The sequence below is a fragment of the Ornithinimicrobium sp. genome (genome assembly GCF_030537745.1).
Taxonomy (GTDB): domain Bacteria; phylum Actinomycetota; class Actinomycetes; order Actinomycetales; family Dermatophilaceae; genus Ornithinicoccus.
Genome location: NZ_JAUNVI010000121.1, coordinates 1 through 2,637 on the forward strand (window position 1 = coordinate 1; position 2,637 = coordinate 2,637).

Genomic DNA, 2,637 nt, shown 5'->3' on the forward strand with positions numbered 1-2,637 from the left:
GTCCTGTCCAGGAGGCGTGGGTGGCGTCGGGGGTGGGAGGCTAGGCGGGTGAGCACCCGACCTGGCCCTGCCGACTCGCAACTGTGGCTCATGCAGCCGCGGTGGGTGCCGGCGCTGCGAGCCGGCATCGGCGCCGTCATATCGGCGTGCGCGATCGCGGCGCTGGTCTTGGTGTGGCCCTGGGGCGGGGTCGACCTGCTGCTCGTCCTCTGGCTGGGGCTAGGAATCTTCCTGATGTGGGCCAGCCGCTTCGAGCACAGCGGCACGCGGATCGACCCCGACGCGGTCAGCGTGGCGGTGGGACGACGGGTCCGGCGGTTTACGCGTGCGGAGATCCTCGACCTGCGGCATGACAGGCCCGGCGAGGCAGCGTGGCGAGTGCAGGCTGTGCTCCGAGACGGCGAGACGGTCACGTTGCTAGGGGTGCCGCCCAGCGAGCTGGGGCGGTTTCGGGACTGGCACCAGCAACAGACTGACTAGCCGGCGGATCCGACATACCGCTGGGTTTTCGAGCCGCCGCCCGCGCCGAGCCGCCGCTCGCGCCGAGCCACTGGTCAGCGAGGGGGCATGCGGAGCGCGCCGTCGAGGCGGATGACCTCGCCGTTGAGGAGCGGGTTGTCGATGATGTGGGCCACGAGCGCGGCATACTCCTGCGGCTTGCCGAGGCGGGCCGGGTGAGGGACCAGCGCCTCCAGCGACTCCTTCACGCCATCGGGCATGCCCGCCATCATCGGCGTCTCGAAGACGCCGGGCGCGATCGTCATCACCCGGATGCCCTTGTCGGCCAGGTCGCGTGCCGCGGTGAGCGTGAGGCCCACGACCCCCGCCTTGGAGCTGGCATAAGCCGCTTGCCCGACCTGCCCGTCGAAGGCGGCGACGCTGGCCGTCATGACGATGACACCACGATCGCCCAGACCGCGGTCGTCCTGCACCGGATCGTTGGTGGCCATCTGCGCCGCGGCGAGACGGAGCACGTTAAAGGTGCCGATGAGGTTGATCTCGACCACGGTCCGGTAGGCGTCCAGGCTCATGACTCCGCGACGGGACAAGATCCGGCCCGGCGTGGCCACGCCCGCGCAGTTGACGACGACGCGCAGGTCGCCGAGTTCGGCGGCCCTGGCGACCGCGGCCTCGACCTGCCCCTCGTCGCGCACGTCCGCGGCGGCGTAGTGCGCGCGCTCGCCAAGGTCGGCGGCGACCTCCTCGCCGCGCCCGCCCGGCAGGTCCACGACGACGACCTGAGCACCGGCTTCGAGCAGGCGGCGCGCGGTCTGCTCGCCCAGGCCACTTGCGCCACCGGTGACGAGGGCGACGGTGCTGTCGGTGATCTGCATGGTTCCTCCGGTATGGCGAGTGCTGGGTCGGTGGTGCGGTCCTAGCGGTGCCGAGGCGGCGCGGCTTGGGCCCTGGTGGCGCGTGCGGGCGCTGCGGCTAGGGCGTCTCGGTGAGGAGCTGGCGCGAGATGACGAGGCGCTGGATCTGGTTGGTGCCCTCGAAGATCTGGGTGACCTTGGCTTCCCGCATGAAGCGTTCCACCGGGAAATCGGTGGTGTAACCGTAGCCCCCGAGGACCTGGACGGCATCGGTGGTGACCTTCATCGCGGCGTCGGTCGCGATCAGTTTGGCAATCGAAGCTTCCCGGGTGTGGGGCTTGCCCGCGTCCTTGAGGTGTGCGGCGTGCAGGTAGGTGGCGCGGGCCGAACCGACAGCGGCCGCCATGTCTGCCAGTAGGAACGCAAGACCCTGGTTGTCGGCGATCGGGCGCCCGAACTGCTCGCGCTCCTTGGCGTATGCCGTGGCGACCTCGAGAGCTCGCTGGGCCAGGCCGGTCGCGGCGGCCGCGATGCCGAGCCGTCCGGCGTCGAGCGCGGCGAGCGCGATCGCCATACCCTGGCCCTCCGCGCCGATCAGTCGGTCACCGTCGATGCGGACGCGGTCGAAGAGCACTTCGCCGACGGTGTCGCTGTGCAGGCCCATCTTGCGCTCCGGCGTCGCGAAGGTGAGGCCCGGTGCGTCGGCGGGGACTAGGAAGCAGGACAGGCCGCGGCTGCCGTCGTCGGAGGTGCGGGCAAAGGTCGTGTAGAAGTCTGCGTGGCCGGCGTGCGAGATCCAGGCCTTGCTGCCGGTGAGGACCCAGTCGTCGCCCTCGCGGACAGCGCGGGTGCGGATCGAGGCGACGTCGGAGCCGGCCTGGGCCTCGGAGAGGCAGTAGGCGCCGAGCTGGTCGCCGCCGAACATGCCGGGCAGCCAGTGCGCCTGCTGCTCGGGGGTGCCGAACATCGCTAGGGGAAAACAGGTCAGTGAGTGCACCGAGACACCAACCGCGACCGACATCCAGCCGCGCGCGATCTCTTCGATGCCTTGCAGGTAGACCTCGTAGGGCTGCCCGCCGCCGCCGAACTCCTCGGGGTAGGCCAGCGACATGAGCCCGGACCTTCCCAGCAGGGTGAAGATCTCTCGAGGGAAGTGGTGGGTGGCCTCAGCCTCGTCGACCTTGGGCAGCAACTGCTCATCAGCGATCTGGCGGATGAGGACGATCAGGTCCTCAGCTTCTTCGGTGGGGAGCACGCGTTGCACCATGGTGGGCACGCTAGCGGTGGACGTGGCCTCACTCCAACCGGGCGGTCGTTTCTGCCA

General features: G+C 70.2%; 3 protein-coding genes. 1 reads left to right on the plus strand and 2 read right to left on the minus strand.

What is annotated here, in order from left to right; genetic code table 11:
* Positions 1-48: 48 nt before the first annotated feature.
* Positions 49-480, plus strand: coding sequence for a hypothetical protein (locus Q4P07_RS14195; RefSeq protein WP_303375566.1), 432 nt, complete (start codon positions 49-51; stop codon positions 478-480).
* Between the two features lie 74 nt (positions 481-554).
* On the opposite strand, the gene Q4P07_RS14200 is transcribed toward Q4P07_RS14195, so the two are convergent.
* Both Q4P07_RS14200 and Q4P07_RS14205 read right to left on the minus strand, forming a co-directional pair.
* Positions 555-1,334 carry an SDR family NAD(P)-dependent oxidoreductase gene (locus Q4P07_RS14200; protein ID WP_303375567.1) on the minus strand — a complete coding sequence of 260 codons (780 nt, stop codon included), beginning with the start codon at positions 1,332-1,334 and terminating at the stop codon, positions 555-557.
* Between the two features lie 97 nt (positions 1,335-1,431).
* The gene (locus Q4P07_RS14205; RefSeq protein WP_303375568.1) at positions 1,432-2,580 is read right to left on the minus strand and encodes an acyl-CoA dehydrogenase family protein; all 1,149 of its coding nucleotides are present in this window, start codon (positions 2,578-2,580) and stop codon (positions 1,432-1,434) included.
* Positions 2,581-2,637 lie beyond the last annotated feature (57 nt).